Source organism: Luteococcus sediminum, from assembly GCF_054783495.1.
In genome coordinates this window covers 14479-32811 of sequence record NZ_BAAGQL010000006.1, presented here as the reverse complement: position 1 = coordinate 32811, position 18333 = coordinate 14479, and the positions used below count along the sequence as shown (strand labels likewise).

General features: G+C 66.5%; 15 protein-coding genes and 1 pseudogene. 9 read left to right on the top strand and 7 right to left on the bottom strand.

Features of this window, described 5'->3' with window-relative positions; genetic code table 11:
• Positions 1–200 precede the first annotated feature (200 nt).
• The 6 genes and pseudogenes from rsmG to rpmH all read right to left on the bottom strand — a co-directional run bounded on the left by rsmG (position 201) and on the right by rpmH (position 5942).
• On the bottom strand, positions 201–815 hold the full coding sequence (rsmG, locus tag ACYVKA_RS04320) for a 16S rRNA (guanine(527)-N(7))-methyltransferase RsmG (protein WP_460703256.1): 615 nt from the start codon (positions 813–815) through the stop codon (positions 201–203).
• A 2341-nt stretch (positions 816–3156) separates the two neighbouring features.
• Positions 3157–3714 (bottom strand): Jag family protein, encoded by a 558-nt coding sequence (locus tag ACYVKA_RS04315; RefSeq protein ID WP_460703483.1) that lies wholly within the window; start codon positions 3712–3714, stop codon positions 3157–3159.
• A gap of 220 nt (positions 3715–3934) precedes the next feature.
• Positions 3935–5059, bottom strand: a complete 1125-nt coding sequence (gene yidC / locus ACYVKA_RS04310; RefSeq protein ID WP_460703254.1) for a membrane protein insertase YidC — start codon at positions 5057–5059, stop codon at positions 3935–3937.
• A gap of 137 nt (positions 5060–5196) precedes the next feature.
• Positions 5197–5415, bottom strand: a pseudogene (gene yidD, locus ACYVKA_RS04305) (membrane protein insertion efficiency factor YidD); the annotation flags it as partial.
• Between the two features lie 11 nt (positions 5416–5426).
• Positions 5427–5795: a ribonuclease P protein component gene (rnpA, locus tag ACYVKA_RS04300; RefSeq protein ID WP_394275079.1), complete on the bottom strand. Its 369-nt coding sequence runs from the start codon at positions 5793–5795 to the stop codon at positions 5427–5429.
• Positions 5796–5804: 9 nt separating this feature from the next.
• Positions 5805–5942: a 50S ribosomal protein L34 gene (rpmH, locus tag ACYVKA_RS04295; protein ID WP_394275078.1), complete on the bottom strand. Its 138-nt coding sequence runs from the start codon at positions 5940–5942 to the stop codon at positions 5805–5807.
• Positions 5943–6484: 542 nt separating this feature from the next.
• On the opposite strand from rpmH, the gene dnaA reads away from it, so the two are divergent.
• On the top strand, positions 6485–7933 hold the full coding sequence (gene dnaA / locus ACYVKA_RS04290; RefSeq protein WP_460703481.1) for a chromosomal replication initiator protein DnaA: 1449 nt from the start codon (positions 6485–6487) through the stop codon (positions 7931–7933).
• On the opposite strand, the gene ACYVKA_RS04285 is transcribed toward dnaA, so the two are convergent.
• Positions 7914–8558, bottom strand: a complete 645-nt coding sequence (locus tag ACYVKA_RS04285; protein ID WP_460703252.1) for a TetR/AcrR family transcriptional regulator — start codon at positions 8556–8558, stop codon at positions 7914–7916. The two genes, dnaA and ACYVKA_RS04285, sit on opposite strands and share 20 nt — an antisense overlap.
• A 575-nt stretch (positions 8559–9133) precedes the next feature.
• Here ACYVKA_RS04285 and dnaN point away from each other — a divergent pair.
• From dnaN to gyrB, 8 genes are all read left to right on the top strand, one after another.
• Complete coding sequence (gene dnaN / locus ACYVKA_RS04280) at positions 9134–10294, top strand: DNA polymerase III subunit beta (RefSeq protein WP_394275075.1); 1161 nt, start codon at positions 9134–9136, stop codon at positions 10292–10294.
• Between the two features lie 48 nt (positions 10295–10342).
• Positions 10343–10501, top strand: a complete 159-nt coding sequence (locus ACYVKA_RS04275) for a hypothetical protein (RefSeq protein ID WP_460703250.1) — start codon at positions 10343–10345, stop codon at positions 10499–10501.
• 61 nt (positions 10502–10562) lie between these two features.
• Positions 10563–10715, top strand: coding sequence for a hypothetical protein (locus ACYVKA_RS04270; protein ID WP_460703248.1), 153 nt, complete (start codon positions 10563–10565; stop codon positions 10713–10715).
• Positions 10716–11132: 417 nt separating this feature from the next.
• Positions 11133–12656, top strand: a complete 1524-nt coding sequence (gene exaC / locus ACYVKA_RS04265; RefSeq protein WP_460703246.1) for an acetaldehyde dehydrogenase ExaC — start codon at positions 11133–11135, stop codon at positions 12654–12656.
• A 174-nt stretch (positions 12657–12830) separates the two neighbouring features.
• Positions 12831–13751 carry a phosphogluconate dehydrogenase (NAD(+)-dependent, decarboxylating) gene (gnd, locus tag ACYVKA_RS04260; protein WP_460703244.1) on the top strand — a complete coding sequence of 307 codons (921 nt, stop codon included), beginning with the start codon at positions 12831–12833 and terminating at the stop codon, positions 13749–13751.
• Positions 13752–13908: 157 nt separating this feature from the next.
• Positions 13909–15207: a DNA replication/repair protein RecF gene (gene recF / locus ACYVKA_RS04255; RefSeq protein WP_460703242.1), complete on the top strand. Its 1299-nt coding sequence runs from the start codon at positions 13909–13911 to the stop codon at positions 15205–15207.
• Positions 15204–15842, top strand: coding sequence for a DciA family protein (locus ACYVKA_RS04250; protein ID WP_394275070.1), 639 nt, complete (start codon positions 15204–15206; stop codon positions 15840–15842). Before recF ends, ACYVKA_RS04250 begins: the two co-directional genes overlap by 4 nt.
• A 371-nt stretch (positions 15843–16213) precedes the next feature.
• A complete protein-coding gene (gyrB, locus tag ACYVKA_RS04245) occupies positions 16214–18199 on the top strand; it encodes a DNA topoisomerase (ATP-hydrolyzing) subunit B (RefSeq protein WP_460703479.1) in 1986 nt (661 codons plus the stop codon).
• Positions 18200–18333: the final 134 nt, after the last annotated feature.

The following is an 18333-nucleotide window of genomic DNA, read 5'->3' as shown; positions in this document are numbered from 1 at the left end:
CCCCGAAAGACGGGTCCCCTTCCGGTGATATGAGCACCACAGGGTCCTCGTGGTGGCGCATGATCCGGTCCAATCCTCCCTGCACCCGGTGGCGGGCACCGACGACGCGATGCCAAGGACTCGATGTCAAGGACTCGATGTCAAGGACTCGATGCCCTGTGCCGACTCAACGAGCCTGCACGCTCGTTTCACGTGAAACGTCAGCGCAAGGGCTCGAGCACCAAGGCCTGGGTCACCTCTGCCAGGGGGTGAGCGCGAACCTGGAAGACCGAAGCCTCCAGTCGGCTCGACTCGAGCAGGCGCGAGGCATCAGCGAGCTCTTGGTCAACCGAGGAGCCCTTGAGCGCGATGAGTCGCCCGTGCGGATAGAACAGTGGAGTGCACCAACGAAGAAGTTTGGTGACGTTGGCAACGGCACGGCATGTGACCACATCGAAGGTCTTGTCACAGTCCTCGGCTCGTCCACGAAGGGGGTGTACCCGCCCCTCCAGACCAAGATCATCCACGGTCTCCGTCAAGAAGGTGTGGCGTCGCAGGAGGGGCTCCAGCAGGGTGATGTCCAGATCAGGACGAAGCACCGCCAGAGGGATCCCAGGAAGCCCGGCACCACTGCCGACATCCACCACATGAGCACCCTCCGGGATCAGGTCAGCCAAAGCTGCACTGTTCAGAACATGCCGATCCCAGAGCCTGTCTCGCTCGCGAGGACCGATGAGTCCCCAGTCGATGCCCTTGGTTGACAATATATCGACATAACGAGAAATCGTTGAATATTTATCTCGATAAATCTCTTTGGCCTGCTGTGCCGGGTTCATGCCCCTCCTAGTGTCGACTCTCCAAGCCTACGGGATGGTTGGACGAACCCCTGTCGACCTGAATCGGGGGCTGATTGCCCGGTCTGGGCTGCCGCCCGACCCAAGGGCATCCCCTCGACAAGAGCACAGGTGGTTCGCCCACTCGATGGACGCCTTGGGACGCCCGCCATGATCCAACCACTCAAGCAGAGGCCTGGACCGAGCGACGAGTCTCCTCATGCCTGGCGCGCCCAGCAGATGAGGGTGATGCCCGTGGGCTCGCCGGCCTACCCAGTACCGGACCTGGCAGTCCAGTCCCATCGCCGGCGGCAGGACCTCCACGCCGCGCCTCCATCCCGCGCTGCGGTCGCGCCATCCGCGCTACCCCCTCGCGTCCACTCCACAGCAACGAAGTCCGTCCGCCGGTGCAGGCCGGTCGGTGACGGGTGACTGTGTCGCATGGCTCGCGTATGACCCGTCGGCAGGCATACGGTCCCCAGGCCGATGGTCGTCCGGTGCCACGCGCCCGATGCCTTCGCGGCAGCAGACCGCCTCAGCCCTCATCTTTGAGGCTCGGGTCGCACGCCGTCCTTCATGGCGACCCATCCATGTTCCACGTGAAACATGGATGGGTCGCCCGTATCCCGCCACCACAGGGCCTGGTCCAAGATCAGCGTCCTGACCAGCCAAAGAAACTGCGAGGTCAACCCATGCGCGCCGCCAACCAGCCTCCCCTTGCATCAGGTTCAGCGTCAGCGACTCCGAGGTCGAGTACAACGGTCGCGTGACATCACGGGACGCACGGGGCGGATCTTGCCTGCAGTTCTATCTTCACGCACTCGAGCTCACCGACTCTTCGATCGACCACGTGTCAGCACTCACGTGCTTACCTCAGCTGGCGTTGGGGAGCGAAGAAGCCCATGACTTGCCAATTGCTCATCAGTTGCCTTCACTGTCATGTTCGACGCGGACCGCCCCGCGAATGCCTTGATCCTGGTCAACCATCAAACCTGCCAAAGTCACCAAAGCCGAAGGGAACGGGGTTACACGGGCCACTACTGTCCATGTTCCTGTCCTGGCGGAGCTCGCCAAAGAATCGCCCAAGCCCGAGGAGGTTCCCCAGGCTCAAAGCCGCAGGCCTCCACGGCTCGATTTACAGCTCGAGTCGTGTCACCTCGTTGCTCGCCTGAGTTCCGTCCGAAAGCTGCCCCAGAGGATTGGTGCCCAGTCCCCTCCCGGGAAGCTGCAGTGCGGTCAAGCAGCCGGTGATGGGCCGGCCCTGGTCCAAGTTGCGCAGCCACAGACCTGACTGCCCCACTGCTGGCCCCTCCTGTTGTCGACAAGGGCACAAGGAAGCATCCGAGCTCCGCTACACATTTGATCATGCTGACAAGCGATATAGGAGGCGGGAGCTACCGATCCAGAACTCGGGACGGTGCAGAGGAGCGGACCAGCTGATCCGGTGCGACTGACTTCACCAGGCCTTCGTCCTCATCCCGGAATGGCCACGGGGTGACGAACAGGCCCAACGAGAGTCGGGATCGCGGTGGGCAAGACCCGGCCATTAACGCACTGCCCGGGAGTTCAATCACGCACTGTGTGTCCCGATGTCAAGAACCCGTCATGTCACGGATGCGGTCCCTCCCACACCCCACTGCGGAACCTCAGGCTGAGCCATGCCCTATTGCACACAATGGTTCCCCATGCGGTCGGCAGAGCGCCCCTCCTGCGGGTTCGCACGCGGCGCTCGATGGGCGGGCACTACCCTTCAGATCGCCGTGCCTTCACTGACGACGCCCTCACCGCCCGCCATGCCATGGACGCCCACCAGCACCGCTGCGAGGAGTCATGCTGGCCAGGGGATCCGCCGGACCAGGGCCCATCTGTCTCGCCCGCCATCCTGCGCCAGCCTGCCTCACGGCCTGCTGATCCGAGAGGCGGAGGCCAGAGCGTGTCTTCCCTCTCGCCCGCCATCGATGCCCCTTGTCCACAGTGACGATGCTCGTCCACAGGAGCTGTTGGGCTCGTCCACACGAGCTGTTGGGCTCGAGGACCCGTGCGGATCAGTCCGGCCACCTGGTCATCTCTCGCTCGCCCTCAAGGGCAGGACCTTCCAGTTCCTCCACGGCGACTGGAGCGATCGCTGCCCTCGTGAACAGCTCGGAAGATCAGGGACGGCGCCCGGGAGAGCGCGACGTGTCAGTGGCCACATCTTCCTATATCTTTGTCGATATATGGATTTATATGTCTATTTCCGGGTGATTGGCATCGCTTCCGGCCCGCTCTTGTTGTCACGAACGACCGAGGGGCCGGACGATCGTCCGGCCCCTCGGGCAGCAGTCGGGTCCGCGACCCATCGTGGTCAGTCCGCCGGGAGCACCACGACGCGACGCTGGGGCTCAGTACCCTCGCTCTCACTGACCAGGCCAGCGTCTGCCACGGCATCGTGGACGATCTTGCGCTCGAAGGGGTTCATGGGCGTCAGCCGCACGGCCTCACCGGAGGTCTTCACCTCGGCAATGGCGTCGTGGGCCAGCACCCGCAGCTCCTTGCGACGACGCTCGCGGTGACCCGCGATGTCCAGCATCAGGCGGCTGCGGTGGCCGGTCTCGGTCATCACGGCCAGCCGGGCCAGCTCCTGCAGGGCATCCAGGACCTCACCGCCCTTGCCGACCAGGGTCTGGCTGTCTGTGACGATCGCGACGTGCGCCCGGCCACCCTCGCTGAAGGTGTCGATGTCGCCGTCCAGGTCGGCGATGTCGAGCAGTTCCTCCAGGTAGTCGGCGGCGATGTCGCCCTCGGTGTCCAGGGGATCCTCGTCCTCGTCGTCGTCCTCGCAATCCTGGTCCTCAGACTCGTCGTCGTCAGACTCGTCCGGGGAGTCGGCAGTACCCCCCAGGGCCTCCTGGTCGGCCTCCAGGCCCTCCTGTGACGCATCCTCGGCAGTCTGGGTGGCCGGGGCCTCGGGAGCCTCGACGACGGCCGCCTCGTCGACGATCTCGACGGGAACCTCCGGGGTGGTGGGCTCTTCGCTCATGGTGTTCTCCTCGCTGGAAGGGCAGTGACAGTGTCACCGGGTCGTGGGCCACCGATGGCGGGGAGGGCACGGCCTTGTGTCCATTCCCCCCGCCACCAGCGGATTACTTCTTCTTGCGTGCCTGACGGGTCTGGCGGGCCGGCTGCTGGCGCTGTACGGTCTGCTTGCCGCCCTCAGGACCACGCCGGACCGTCTGGCGGGTCACCTGCTGGCGTGCCACACCGGGGCGCGGGGCGACGCTGGAGCCGCCCTCGTCAGCCGTGGTGGTGGCTGCGGCCGGGGTGAAGACCTTGGCCTTGCGGGTGCGCTGGCGCTTGGCCCGACGGGCAGCCTCGATGGCATCGGGATCCTTGCCCTTGCGACGCATGCGCTCCTGCCAGTCGACGTGGGCTGGGGTGTTCGGCGTCGGGTTGTTGCGGATCAGGATCCACTGCTGCGCCAGGGTCCACAGGTTGGTGGTGAGCCAGTAGATCAGCACACCGATCGGGATGCTGACACCACCGATCATGTACATGATCGGGAACATGTAGAGCATCATCTTCTGCTGCTGCGCCATCGGCCCGGTCAGGGCCTCCGGGGGCATGTTGCGCTGCATCAGCTCGCGCTGCTGGATGAACAGCACCGCGGTCATCAGGATGATCAGCACGGCAGCAAGAATCTGGTTCGCACCCAGGCCGGTGAAGGGCAGGAATCGTCCGGCCAGCTGGGCACCGCCGACGGTCGCGTCGTGCAGCGACTGCACCACATCGGGATTGGTCTTGAAGAAGTGGCCACGGGGGACGATCGGGTTGCGAGCAGCGCCCTCGAGGACGCGGAAGAGCGCCAGGAAGATGGGCATCTGCAGCAGCGCCGGCAGGCAGGAGGCCATCGGATTGACGCCCTCCTCCCGGTAGAGCTTCATCGTCTCCTGGCCGAGCCGCTCACGGTCATTGGCATACTTCTCCTGCAGCGCCTTCACCTTGGGCTGGATCAGCTGCATGTCTCGTGCGGAGTTGATCTGCTTGACGAAGATCGGGATCAGCAGGGTTCGGATCACCACCACCAGCGAGACGATGGTCAGCACCCAGGTGATCCCCTTGTCGGTGCCGAAGACCGGCGACCACAGCTTGTGGAAGAGCACGATCAGGCCGGAGACGGCCCAGTAGATGGGCTGCATGATTGCGCTGCCCAGGTCCATGAAGACGTCCTTCAGCCCGAAGAAGAGCAGAAGGGTTTGCAGTGGGGCCATCAGATTTCACCTCTGGTGTCGTGGGAGATGCCCGCCGCCACGGCGACGGACGAGGCTGTGGCGGAGTGCTCCCGCTCATCGCGCCGCCCAACATCCTCACCAGCGTGCTGGTGGGCTGGGCGGGCGGCCTGTTCGGCCTGCCATTGCGCGGCTTCGGGAGTTCCGGGAACCGGGTCGTAACCACCTGACGACCAGGGATTGCAGCGCAGGATGCGCCAGACGGTCAGCACGGAGCCAACCATGGCCCCTCGCTCCTGCAGCGCCCGCAGGCCATAGGCGGAGCACGAGGGGTAGTACTTGCACACGTCGCCGTAATAGGGCGAGATGAAGGCACGCCAGAACCGCACGAAGGCGATCAGTGGATACTTCACGAGCATCCCTTCGCATCGGTGGCGGCGCGCACCTGCAGACGCTCGGCGCAACGGGTCCAGGCCGAGGCCAGGTCACCCGCGAGCCGGTCGGGATCGGTGGCGGCCGCGGGCAGCGCCCGCACCACCACGGACATGCCCGGTGTGGCGTCCATCAGGGGAAGCACAAGATGCCGCAGGCGACGCTTCACCCTGTTGCGGGTGACGGCATTGCCTACGGCCTTGGAGACGACGAAGCCCACCTGTGACGGCGGGCTGGTCGTCGTGTGTGCATGCACGACGAGAGTTGGCCTCGCCGCCCTGACCCCCCCGCGAATGGTTTCGCGGAAGTCGGATGCGTGACGCATCCGGGCCTGGGCGGGGAGCACCCTGCCTCGTCAGGCAGACAGCTCGGAGCGACCCTTGCGGCGACGCGCAGCCAGGATGGCGCGGCCGGCGCGGGTGCTCATGCGGGCGCGGAAACCATGGGTGCGGCTACGGCGGCGGTTGCTGGGCTGGAAAGTACGCTTGCTCACGGGGATTACTCCCTTTTGTCCTCGTTTGGCGGAACCCGGACGGATGGCACGTGAATACCTTTTCCGGCGCGGGGAAGTACGTCACCGACGGCCGGCGACTGGTCAACGATACGGGTAGGCGAGTCCGAAGGGCAAACCGGGAAGACTACTCCCCGTCCGGGCCCCGTGGATGCACGCCCCAGGATCCTGCGGCGTGCCGAACCACATTGATGGGATTCCATGGACGTGGTCCGGATGTCCGTGACTGCAGCGACCCACCAGGCCCGGACAGATCGTTTCCACCCTTGCCGGGGAACTGTGGCCGACCGTATCGTCATGTCCACCTGCACAGGCTTTTCCACAGCAGCTCGGCCCGCGGGGAGGCGCGAGCTGGCCCTTTGCCCACACCCTGTGGAAAACTATGTGGATACTTGGCGGCTCGTCGATGGCGGGCCGCACCGCACAGTCGCCCCTAGGGCGAAGGGCACCTCGGACCCCGCGAGGAGCACGGCCCTGGTCCGTCGGGGCGTGATGGGTCTCCAGTGAACAATTCGTCCGAGCACATGGCTCCTTCGGCGCCGGAGGATCCTGCTGCACGACTGGACAAGGCCTGGAAGCACATCCAGGCGATCGCGGACCGGCCCAACCGCGCCTGGTTGCGCAGCACGAAGCCGCTCACGATGCACGAGTCCACCGTCATGGTCGCCGTCCCCAACGAGTTCACGCGGGAACGCATCGAGACCCGTCTGCGCGTGCAGATCGAGGAGGCCCTCTCGGACTTCTTCCACCGCCAGATGCGACTGGCGATCACCGTCGAGCCGGACCTGGAGCTCAGCCTCGAGGTGCCCGAGCGTGACGAGGACCCCGACGAGTTCGACCCGGAGCCGGCCCAGTTCATCCCGAAGGCGGACGCACCCCGCCCACGGCCCGGCAGCGCCACCCTGCCCCCGCCCGTCGCCACGCCCGCCGCCGGACAGGACGTCGACCGCCTCAACCCGAAGTACACCTTCGAGACCTTCGTGATCGGGTCGTCGAACCGCTTCGCACATGCCGCCGCAGCCGCCGTCGCCGAGGCACCGGGCAAGAGCTACAACCCGCTGATGATCTACGGCGAGTCGGGCCTGGGCAAGACGCACCTGCTGCACGCCATCGGCCACTACGTGCGCGCCTACTATGACCGAGTCCGGGTGAAGTACGTCAGCACCGAAGAGCTGACCAATGACTTCATCAACGCCATCAGCAACAACCGCACGCCGGAGTTCCGGCGTGCCTACCGCGAGGTCGACGTCCTGCTGATCGACGACATCCAGTTCCTGGAGTCGAAGATCCAGACGCAGGAGGAGTTCTTCCACACCTTCAACACGCTGCACAACGCCCAGAAGCAGATCGTGATGACCTCCGACCGGCCGCCGAAACTGCTGGAGGCGCTCGAGCCACGCCTGCGGAGCCGCTTCGAGTGGGGCCTGATCACCGACATCCAGCCGCCGGACCTCGAGACCCGCATCGCCATCCTCAAGCGGATGGCCGCGACGCAGAACCTGACGGCCGGCCCGGACGTGCTGGAGTTCATCGCCTCGAAGATCCAGACCAACATCCGCGAGCTGGAGGGTGCGCTGATCCGCGTCACCGCCTTCGCCAGCCTGCAGCGCCAGGAAGTTGATCTTGATCTTGCCAAGATCGTGCTCAAGGACCTGATCCCCGAGGGTCAGGAGGCCGAGGTCACGCCGCAGTTGATCATGAACGAGACGGCCTCCTACTTCGGCATCACCATGGACGAGCTGACCGGCACCTCACGCACCCATGTGCTGGTGACGGCACGCCAGATCGCCATGTACCTGTGCCGTGAGCTCACCGACATGAGCCTTCCCAAGATCGGCCAGCTCTTCGGCGGCAAGGACCACACCACGGTGATGCATGCCGACCGCAAGATCCGCGAGCTGCTGCGCGAGCGGCGCAGCGTCTTCAACCAGGTGACCGAGCTCACCAACCGGATCAAGCAGCAGGGCCAGTAACCGCCGCTGTCTGCGCCTGCTCCAGTTCGGCCAGCGGCCGCACCAGCAGGCGATCGAGGTGGGCTTCCACCTCGATCGCCATCTGCACCTGGTCCTGGTGGTAGAGCCACTGCACCTGCAGGCCGTCCATCAGGGCCACCAGGCTGCGCGCCGCCAGGGCGGGGTCGACTCCCTCGGCCAGCAGGCCACGCCACGCGGCGATCTCGAAGGTCCTGGTCTGGGCCGTCAACAGCTCCTGATAGCGCGTGCGGAAGTAGTCGTGTGCGGGATGGGAGTCATCGGTGGCCTCGGCCGCGAGCGTGGTGAACAGCTCGACGATGCCATGGTGGGCCTGGTTGTGCTCCATCGTGCTCACCACCCCTCGCAGGGATTCCAGCGGTTCGGCACTGTCGCCGCCGAAGCGGTGGCAGTCCTCCTCATCACGGCGGGCCAACACCGCCAGGAGCAACTCCTCCTTGGAGTGGAAGTGGTACAGCAGGCCCGGATGGGTGATGCCCACCCGTGCGGCGATGTCGCGCAGCGAGGTGCCCCGGTAGCCGATCTCGCCGAAGAGCCGGACCGCCTCGTCCAGGATCTGCGTGCGTCGTCGGTCGCCCTTGGGGCTCGTCACATGCTGTTCAGCCACTCTGCCTCTCCCGCCATCTGGTCCTTTCGCGAAGCGTAGCCCGCCCAACCTCCACAGTTGTCCACAGAAGGGCTGTGGACAACTGTGGACAACTCACAGAAGTCCTGTGGGCGGCCGGTGGATGGCATTCGAGGGCCTCGTCGGCCTCCACACTGCGTCCACCGTCGGGTGCACCTCATCCACAGCCCTGATCGGCCGCCGAGCCGCCATCGACAAGCATCAACGCGGGTTTTCCACAGCCTCCACAGAAGCTGTGACTACTACGGAACTAGACATCTCAAAGGGTCTTCAAAGTTGCTTGCACTCGATTCTGGGGAAAACCTTGCCCGCCATGGCGGGCAAGGAGGCCATCAACAAGGACCCGACTGGCACGGCCAAGGCCTCCATGGCGGCCGAAGGATTGCCACTCTTCTTGCCCGCCATCACCGTGGCGGGCAAAACCCTTCACCCGCCATGGAGGCTGCTGGCGCCATTCGCCGACAGCTTCGCCCGACCGGATATGATTTCCACGCGGTCGACTGTCACCACGACAGCGTTGCCGCCATTGACCCGAGCTCGTAGACGAAGGGGACGCCGTGAAGATCCGCGTGGAACGCGATGTGATGGCCGAGGCCGTTGCCTGGGCTGCCCGCAGCCTGCCAAGCCGACCCAGCGTCCCGATCCTGGCCGGTCTGCTGATCAGGACCGACGAGCAGGGCATCACCATGTCGAGCTTCGACTACGAGACCTCCGCGCAGATCAATGTCGCTGCCGACGTCCTGGAGCAGGGCGAGGCCCTGGTCTCCGGTCGGCTCCTGGCCGACATTGCCCGTAGCCTGCCCAACAAGCCGGTCGAGCTGACCAGCGATGCGTCGAAGATGGAGCTGGTCTGCGGCTCGGCCCGCTTCACCCTGCAGACGCTGCCTGTTGCCGACTACCCGAACCTGCCCGAGATGCCCTCAGCCACCGGTGCCGTCGCCAGCGACGACTTCGCCAAGGCCGTCAGCCAGGTGACCGTGGCCGCCGGACGCGACGAGCTGCTGCCCGTCTTCACCGGCGTGCGCGTCGAGATCGAGGGCGAGACCCTCTCGCTGCTGGCCACCGACCGCTACCGCATGGCACTCAAGGAACTCAGCTGGCGCCCCACTGACTCCCAGTCCTCCGGTGCTGCCCTCGTGCCGGCCAAGGTGCTGGGGGAGACCGCCAAGAGCATGGTCTCCGGCGAGAACGTCACCATGAGCCTGTCGAATGCCTCGGCCGGGGACGGCCTCATCGGTTTCGAGGGCGAGGGCAGCGGCGGAACCCGCCAGATCACCACCCGCCTGCTCGACGGCGAGTTCCCCAAGGTCCGCCACCTGATGGACGTCAAGGCGGCCGTCTCGGTGCGCGTCAGCACTGCCGAGCTGATCGCCTCGGTCAAGCGCGTGGCCCTGGTGGCCGAGCGCAACACGCCGCTGCGCATGATCATCGGCGACGGTCAGGTGGCCCTCGAGGCCGCCACCGGAGACCAGGCCCAGGCCTCCGAGGCAATCGAGGCCATCGTCGAGAACCACACCGGCGACCCGGACCAGATGATGGCTGCCGGCTTCAACCCGCACTACCTGTCGGACGCCCTCAACGTGCTCGACACCCCCTATGTCCACTTCTCCTTCACCGCTCCCGGCAAGCCCTGCCTGGTGACGGGCCTGTCCGACCTGGATGGCGACCCCCTGCCCGACTACAAGCACGTGATCATGCTGATGCGCCTTCCCAACTGAGCGAGAACCAACCACACACTGGGGTCCCGGAGCATATCCGGGACCCCAGTGTCTGTGGGACCATGCCGTGCCGACAGTTCCCAGCCCGACAAGGAGCTGCACCCCCGCGTCGTCGTCGACCCGGTGGAGAAGTCTCGCGGCAAGGGCTCCTGGGAGGTCATCCCGGGACACGCAGCACGAGGACCCCACCTGTCCGGTGCGCAGTGACACCTGGATCGGGACCCTGCAGAAGTGACGAGGAGCCGATCCCAACCACGGCACCGGTGTGATGGGCGTGCTGGTCGGCGACGAGGACGGCGGGGGAGTGACCGGCCTGATTCCCAAGGCCACCCCGTACATGGTTCCCACCATCACCCAGGAGGCCGGCTGCAACGTGGGCGCGGCCGCGGCGTTGGACGCCCAGAAGCTCACCCCCCGGTGACGTGCCGCTGCTCGAGCAGCAGACCCCCAGGTTGCGGCAGTGGGGACGACTACGTCCTGGTCGAGTGGGCTGCGGCCGTCCACGACGCCGTCTCGGTGGCCGAGGCCAAGGGTCGTCAGATCACCCTCCGAGCAGATGCACGCCACCCTCGTCGCGACAGGCACTTGCGGGGCAGCAGCGCAGGGGAGCGGACTGCTCCCCAACGGCACCGTGGCCTGTCGACACCCCGGGTTCAACGACAGCGTGCCCACGATCTCCTTGACCTGCTGAACCGTGAGCCGCGCTGATCCTGTGGGCCTTTTGCGGTGGAAGACCAACCGAAAGGGCCACAGGATGTATGGGGGTGCCTTCCGGTGTCCTTGCCCAGCGTCTAGGGTGTGATGAAAATCACACCCTTCACCGTCGATGGGAAAGACCATGACCACCTATTCACCGCCCGGCACCAGCGAGTCCTCCATCACCGTCGCCGAGACCTACGGCCACTGGATCAACAACGAATGGGTCGCCCCCGACAGCGGCGAGTACTTCGAGGTGACCACTCCCGTCACCGGCCAGGTCTTCACCCGCGTCGCCCGAGGCAATGCCGCCGACATCGAGAAAGCGCTCGATGCCGCCCACGCCGCAGCCCCCGCCTGGGGCCGCACCTCCGAGACGGACCGCGCCAACATCCTGCTGCGCATCGCCGACCGGATGGAGCAGCACCTCACCGACATCGCCGTCATCGAGACCTGGGACAACGGCAAGGCGGTGCGCGAGACCCTCAATGCCGACATCCCACTGGCCGTCGACCACTTCCGCTATTTCGCCGGCTGCCTGCGCGCCCAGGAGGGTGGCATCAGCCAGATCGACGAGCACACCGTCGCCTACCACTTCCACGAACCGCTCGGCGTCGTCGGCCAGATCATCCCCTGGAACTTCCCCATCCTGATGGCCGTCTGGAAGCTGGCCCCCGCCCTGGCCGCCGGCAATTCCGTCGTCCTCAAGCCCGCCGAGCAGACGCCCTGGAGCATCCTCAAACTCTTCGAGATCATCGGCGACCTTCTCCCCGCCGGCGTGGTCAACATCGTCAACGGCTTCGGCGCCGAAGCCGGGGCCCCACTGTCCGGCTCGCCGCGCATCGCCAAGATCGCCTTCACCGGCGAAACCTCCACCGGCCGCCTCATCATGGAGGCCGCAGCCAGGAACATCACCGATGTCACCCTGGAGCTCGGCGGCAAGAGCCCCAACATCTTCTGCGACGACATCGCCGACGCCGACGACGCCTTCTACGACAAGACGCTCGAGGGCTTCGCCATGTTCGCCCTCAACCAGGGAGAGGTGTGCACCTGCCCCAGCCGCGCGCTGGTGCAGGACTCGATCTTCGACCGCTTCGTCGCCGACGGACTCAAGCGCGTCGAAGCCGTCACGCAGGGCAACCCGCTGGACACCGAGACGATGATGGGGGCCCAGGCCAGCAAGGAGCAGCACGACAAGATCCTGCGCTACCTGCAGATCGGCAAGGACGAGGGCGCGAAGCTGCTCACCGGCGGTGACGCCTGCGAATTGCCCGGGGACCTGAAGGACGGCTACTACATCCAGCCCACGATCTTCGAGGGCCACAACAAGATGCGGATCTTCCAGGAGGAGATCTTCGGGCCGGTGGTCTCGCTCACCCGTTTCCGCGACGACGACGAGGCGCTGGCCATCGCCAACGACTCCATCTACGGCCTGGGTGCTGGCCTGTGGACCCGCAGCATGCACCGCGCCTACCGGCTGGGACGTGGCATCCAGGCCGGCCGCGTGTGGACCAACTGCTACCACCACTACCCGGCCCATGCGGCCTTCGGTGGCTACAAGCAGTCGGGCATCGGCCGCGAGAACCACAAGATGATGCTCGACCACTACCAGCAGACCAAGAACATGCTGGTGAGCTACTCCACCGACGCGATGGGCTTCTTCTGAGCCACGCGGAAGGAGCGGTGGAGCCGTCAGGGGCGGACTGCTGCGGCAGTGCGCCCCTGACGCTGTGGGCGAAGTCGAGCCCGAGGACCAACAGATCCCGAGCGGGCCTGCCTAGGCTCATGGGGTACCCGCTGCGGCCCATCGGCGCCCAGCACACGTCTTGGGAGGATCCACATGCAGATCGGACTCGTCGGCCTGGGCAAGATGGGTGGCAACATGCGCGAGCGCATCCGCCGCGCCGGGCACACCGTCGTAGGCTATGACGTCAACCCGGAGCTCTCCGACGTCGGCAGCCTCGAGCAGATGGTGGCGCAGCTGACCGAGGGGCCCAAGGTGGTCTGGGTGATGCTGCCCACGAAGGTCGTGGAGGAGACCATCATCACCCTTGCCGACCTGCTGGGCCCCGGCGACATCGTGATCGACGGCGGCAACTCGCCCTGGAACAAGGACGCGGCGCATGCCGAGCTGATGGCCTCCAAGGATGTCGGCTTCCTCGACGTCGGCGTCTCGGGCGGTGTCTGGGGCCTCGACAACGGCTATGCACTGATGGTGGGCGGTGAGGCCAAGGACGTCGCCGTCGTCCAGCCCATCTTCGACGCCCTCAAGCCGGAGGGGGAGCACGGCTTCGTGCACGCCGGCAGGCACGGCGCCGGGCACTTTGCGAAGATGGTGCACAACGGCATCGAGTACGCCGTCATGCAGGCCTATGCCGAGGGCTGGGAGCTGCTGGAGGCCGCCGAGATCGTCGAGGACGTGCCCGCCACCTTCGAGAGCTGGAAGGAGGGCACGGTGATCCGGTCCTGGCTGCTGGACCTGATGGTCGACGCCCTGCACAAGGATCCGCACCTGGACAAGATCGACGACATCGCCGAGGACTCCGGTGAGGGCCGCTGGACCGTGACTGCGGCCGTCGACATGGGCGTTCCGGTGCCCACCATCGCCGCCAGCCTGTTCGCCCGCTTCGTCAGCCAGCAGGAGGAGAAGCCGGCCATGAAGATGATCGCGGCGATGCGCAATGAGTTCGGCGGTCACGGCGTCGTCGCTGCCCAGCCCGACGGCACTCTCCCGGCGCGCGAGGGTGGCAATCCCGCCTGATCTTGGTCGAAGGCAGCGGGTGGGGTCCAAGATCGTTCCACGTGGAACGGTCTTGGACCCCGTTGCGTTCACGGATTCTCGGTGCCGAAGCCTGGTGCCGCGCTGGACCCACGCCAGCCATCCGGGACTGTCAGACGCCGCCCATAGACTGGTGGGCATGTTCGTCCACCACCTCAACCTCACCGACTGGCGCTGCTATCCCAGCGCCGATGTCGAGCTGGGGCCGGGCGTGACGATCTTCGTCGGGAAGAACGGCCAGGGCAAGACCAACCTGGTGGAAGCGGTCGAGTACCTGTCGCACATGGGATCGCACCGGGTGAGCTCCGAGGCGCCGCTGGTGCGGGCCGGCTGCACCCAGGCGATCGTGCGCGGCCGGGTGCAGGCGGCCAGCGACGACCCCCGCCAGCTGCTGCTCGAGGTGGAGGTGAACCCGGGCAGGGCCAATCGTGCGCGGGTCAACCGCAATCCGCTGCCCAGGGCGCGCGAGATCTGCGGGGTGCTGCGCACCGTGGTGTTCAGCCCGGAGGACTTGTCGGTGGTCAAGGGCGACCCGTCGGACCGGCGACGTTTCCTGGACCAGATCGTCGCCACCCGCTGGCCGCGGATGGCCGGCGTCAAGAGCGACTACGAGAAGGCCCTCAAGCAGCGCAACACCCTGCTGAAGTCCTTGGCGAAGCCGGGCCAGCGCGATGACGAGTACGCGATGGCCACCCTTGACGCCTGGGACGAGCAGCTGGCCCGCATCGGCGGTGAGTTGCTGCACGCCCGGCTGGACACGATCACCGACCTGATGCCCCATGTGACCAGGGCCTATGAGGAGATCGCGCCCACCAATGATGTGGTGCGGGCCGAGTACAAGACCTCCCTGGACCTGGAACCCACTCCCGCAGAGGAGCCCGGCCGGGAACTGCTGGAGCGTCGCCTCGTGGACCAGATGGCCGAACGGCGCCGTGACGAACTGGCTCGTGGTGTGAGCCTCGTGGGCCCGCACCGCGATGACCTGATGCTGTTCATCGGCCAGCTGCCGGCCAAGGGTTATGCCAGCCACGGCGAGTGCTGGTCACTGGCCCTGGCGCTGCGGCTGGGCACCTATGAGCTGCTGCGGGCCGACGGAATCGAGCCGGTGCTGGTGCTGGACGACGTCTTCGCCGAACTGGACAGCACCCGTCGGCTGCGGCTGGCCGAGCACGTGCGCGGGGCCGAGCAGGTGCTGGTCACTGCGGCGGTGCCCGCCGACGTGCCAGCGATGCTGACCATGGGGCAGGACGGCCAGCCGCAGGGGCGTCGCTACCGGGTGCAGGCCAGGACCGTGGTGCCCGCGGGCCTGGACGGGGAGCCCCTGGAGACAGTGGAGGGCGAGGCTGCGCAGACTGTGGCACAGCTCACTCCACAGCCTGTGGAAAACTCTGTGGATGGGTCGGTGGACAGCATGGGGACGGCTGGGGATGAATCATGACGGAGTCCTCTGAATCCTTGTGGGGCAACGAATCCTGGTCGGATGGGCGGGCTGTGGAGCGGCCCGTCGATGAGGTGGAACAGGAGGTGGAACAGGAGCGTGAACTGCTCGCCCGCCACGACCCCCTGGGGACGGACCTGGCCAGCCAGGTTGCCGAGGCCACTCGCTCCCTGCTGCCGCCGCCCAGGGGGGTGAACCCCTCGGCAACCCGCCGTCGCAGGAAGCGACGCAGCCAGTGGGGCCAGGGCGCGACCCTGTCCGGCTCGGGACCTGATGCCCGCGACCCGCAGCCACTCGGCAATGCGCTGGGGCGCGTCATCGCCGAGCGGGGCTGGCAGCGCGAGGTGAACCTGCGCAACCTGCTGATGAGCTGGGACCAGCTGGTGGGTGCCACCAATGCCCAGCACTCCCAGCCGGAGGCCTATGTCGACACCGTGCTCACCGTGCGGTGCGAGTCAACGGCCTGGGCCACCAACCTGCGGATGCTCGCCCCCAGTCTGGTCGCCGAGCTCAACCGCCAGCTGGGTGACGGCACCGTCACCCGCGTGGTGGTGAAGGGTCCCAATGCCCCCAGCTGGAAGCACGGCTCACGCTCGGTGCGTGATGGACGCGGACCCCGCGACACCTACGGCTGAGCCGCGCCGGGGCGATGCCATCGGCCAGTGAGCAGACCCACGGTGCAGACAAGTCCCCGACCCCGAAAGGGCCCACAGCGGCCCGTGTGGCCCCCGGGCCCGCTGGGGGCCTAGGTGGACCCCATTCTGGACGCTTACGGAGGGGCTGCAGGGCGACTCAGGGGCATTGGGTGCTCGTCACGGCCCCGCCAGATGCGCGATCTGCGGTGCCGTGCGGTAGAATTTCCCCGTTGGACTACTGCCGTCACGTGACGGGCCGCGAGGCCCCTGCCGGGACGGACCCATGCGAGCAAGGAGCACCACAGGTGAGTGAATCCACCAGCCCGGAGACTGGCGCGGACGCGGTCGTCGACGACAACGATGCGGCCCGTCTGGAGGGCCTCACCGACGCGGGCGACCACTCGGTGGCTGCCGGCAGCTACGACGCCGGCCAGATCCAAGTGCTGGAGGGCCTCGAGGCCGTCCGCAAGCGCCCCGGCATGTACATCGGCTCCACCGGCGAGCGTGGCCTGCACCACCTGGTCTACGAGATCGTTGACAATTCCGTCGACGAGGCGCTGGCCGGCTACGGCAAGTCCATCGAGGTGGAGATCCTGCCCGAGGGCGGCATCGCGGTGGCCGACCACGGCCGTGGCTTCCCCGTCAAGATGCACCCCACCCACGGGCTGCCCGCCGTCACCGTTGCACTGACCGTGCTGCACGCCGGCGGCAAGTTCGGCGACGGCGGCTACAAGGTCTCCGGTGGCCTGCACGGCGTCGGCTCGTCGGTGGTGAACGCGCTGTCGAGCAAGTTCACCGTCGAGGTGAAGCGTGACGGCTACCGCTGGGAGCAGACCTTCCACCTGGGCGTCCCCGAGCATGACCTGAAGCAATGCGAGCCCACCGAGGAGACCGGGACCAAGGTCACCTTCTGGGCCAGCCCGGAGATCTTCGAGACCACCAACTACTCCTACGAGACGCTGGCGACGCGGTTCCGCGAGATGGCCTTCCTGAACAAGGGCCTCGAGATCAGCATCACCGACCTTCGTCCCGACCACGTCGATGCCGAGGGCAACCAGAACTCCGACGTCTTCCGCGCCGACGAGGGCCTGGTCGACTACGTCAAGTACATCAATGGCACCCGTGAGCCGATCCACCCGACCGTGATCAATGTCGAGGCCCACATGCCCGAGGCGGGCATGGGCGTGGAGGTCGCGATGCAGTGGAACACCTCCTACACCTCGAGCGTGCACACCTTCGCCAACACGATCAACACGATCGAGGGCGGCACTCACGAGGAGGGCTTCCGCGCCGCACTGACCAACACGGTCAACAAGTGGGGCGAGGCCTGGGGCATGGTCAAAAAGCGCGAGGACCGCGTCAGCGGCGACGACATCCGCGAGGGCCTCACCGCGATCATCTCGATCATGCTCTCCGAGCCGCAGTTCGAGGGCCAGACCAAGACCAAGCTGGGCAACACCGAGGCGCGCAGCTTCGTGCAGCGGGTGGTCAACGAGAAGCTCGGCGACTGGTTCGAGATGCACCCGTCCGAGGGCAAGGACATCGTGCGCAAGTCTCAGGCCGCGGCCCAGGCCCGCATCGCAGCCCGCAAGGCGCGCGACATGGCCCGCACCCGCAAGGGACTGCTGGGTGGGGGTGGCCTGCCGGGCAAGCTGGCCGACTGCTCCAGCAACAATCCCGTCGAGTGCGAGATGTTCATCGTCGAGGGTGACTCCGCCGGCGGTTCGGCCAAGGGTGGGCGTGACCCGCGCACCCAGGCCATCCTGCCGATCCGCGGCAAGATCCTGAACGTCGAGAAGGCCCGCCTGGACCGCATCCTGCAGAACCAGGAGGTCGAGGCGATCATCAACGCGCTGGGCACCGGCGTGCACGAGGACTTCGACCTGGACAAGCTGCGCTACCACAAGCTCGTCCTGATGGCCGATGCCGACGTCGACGGCGCCCACATCCGCACCCTGCTGCTGACCCTGCTCTTCCGCTTCATGCCGAAGCTGATCGAGGGCGGCCACGTCTACCTGGCCCAGCCGCCGCTCTTCCGGCTGCGCTGGACCAATGCTCCCCACGAGCTGGCCTACAACGACGAGGAGCGTGACGCGCTGCGCGATGCCGGGATCGCGTCGGGCAAGAAGCTGCCCAACGTGAACCCGATCCAGCGCTACAAGGGCCTTGGCGAGATGGATGCCCAGGACCTGTGGGACACCACGATGGATCCCGACGGACGCGTGCTGTTGCAGGTGACCCTGGCCGACGCGGCCCTGGCCGACCAGAACTTCGCGATCCTGATGGGTGAGGACGTCGAGGAGCGCCGCGCCTTCATCCAGCGCAATGCCAAGGACGTCCGCTTCCTCGACATCTGAGCCCCGAAGGGGGCTTCCAGTCCCCTTGGACCCTGGTGGTCTCGCACGCTTCGCTCCTCGCAGGCTCGCAGCTGTGCTCAACCAGCAGAAGGGGACGACGACGGCCGAGCTTGTCGAGGCCCACACCAGAACAC

Coding starts and splice junctions, on each gene's coding strand:
- rsmG (WP_460703256.1), bottom strand. CDS start 815: ATGAACCCGGCACAGCAGGCCAAAGAGATTTATCGAGATAAATATTCA.
- yidC (WP_460703254.1), bottom strand. CDS start 5,059: ATGGCCCCACTGCAAACCCTTCTGCTCTTCTTCGGGCTGAAGGACGTC.
- dnaA (WP_460703481.1), top strand. CDS start 6,485: ATGGCTCCTTCGGCGCCGGAGGATCCTGCTGCACGACTGGACAAGGCC.
- ACYVKA_RS04270 (WP_460703248.1), top strand. CDS start 10,563: ATGGGCGTGCTGGTCGGCGACGAGGACGGCGGGGGAGTGACCGGCCTG.
- exaC (WP_460703246.1), top strand. CDS start 11,133: ATGACCACCTATTCACCGCCCGGCACCAGCGAGTCCTCCATCACCGTC.
- gnd (WP_460703244.1), top strand. CDS start 12,831: ATGCAGATCGGACTCGTCGGCCTGGGCAAGATGGGTGGCAACATGCGC.
- recF (WP_460703242.1), top strand. CDS start 13,909: ATGTTCGTCCACCACCTCAACCTCACCGACTGGCGCTGCTATCCCAGC.
- ACYVKA_RS04250 (WP_394275070.1), top strand. CDS start 15,204: ATGACGGAGTCCTCTGAATCCTTGTGGGGCAACGAATCCTGGTCGGAT.